The sequence below is a fragment of the Psychrobacter sp. 1U2 genome (assembly GCF_051847575.1).
On record NZ_JBPYDC010001368.1, the window covers coordinates 1 to 615 of the forward strand.

Below are 615 nucleotides of genomic sequence, written 5' to 3' on the forward strand. Positions count from 1 at the left end.
CAAGCAAAACTCAAGCGGCAGTTGAACTAATCGTTGAGTTTGTTGATAATAACGTTCGCGATTCTTATAGTGGTACCTCAAAGTTGATTGCACCTTTGGCATTGACCATTTTTGTATGGATCTTCTTGATGAACCTAATGGATTTATTGCCTATCGACTTTATCCCAAGTCTAGCAGGCCAAATTGGTGCCGCGATGGGCCATGATCCACACCATGTGTTCTTTAAGATTGTGCCAACAACTGATCCCAACATCACGCTTGGCATGTCATTCTCTGTCTTTTTGTTAATTCTTTTTTATAGCATCAAAGAAAAAGGCGTGGGCGGTTTCGTTGGTGAGTTAACACTACATCCGTTTAGTGCCAAGAATCCTATCTTACAAATTATTTTAATCCCCATCAACTTCATCTTAGAAGCAGTTACCTTAATTGCAAAGCCTGTCTCATTAGGTTTGCGTTTATTCGGTAACATGTATGCTGGGGAATTGATTTTCATACTGATTGCTCTAATGCCGTTTTGGATTCAATGGGCGTTATCGGTACCGTGGGCTATCTTCCACATTTTGATTATTACACTTCAAGCGTTCGTATTTATGATGTTGACGATAGTTTACTTAT

The 615-nt window shown here is 39.5% G+C and carries 1 protein-coding gene; it reads left to right on the forward strand.

Annotated elements, in window-relative coordinates; all coding sequences use genetic code 11:
* The coding region (gene atpB / locus ACS8FD_RS22140; RefSeq protein ID WP_439277448.1) for a F0F1 ATP synthase subunit A at positions 1 to 615 on the forward strand (615 nt) is incomplete at both ends.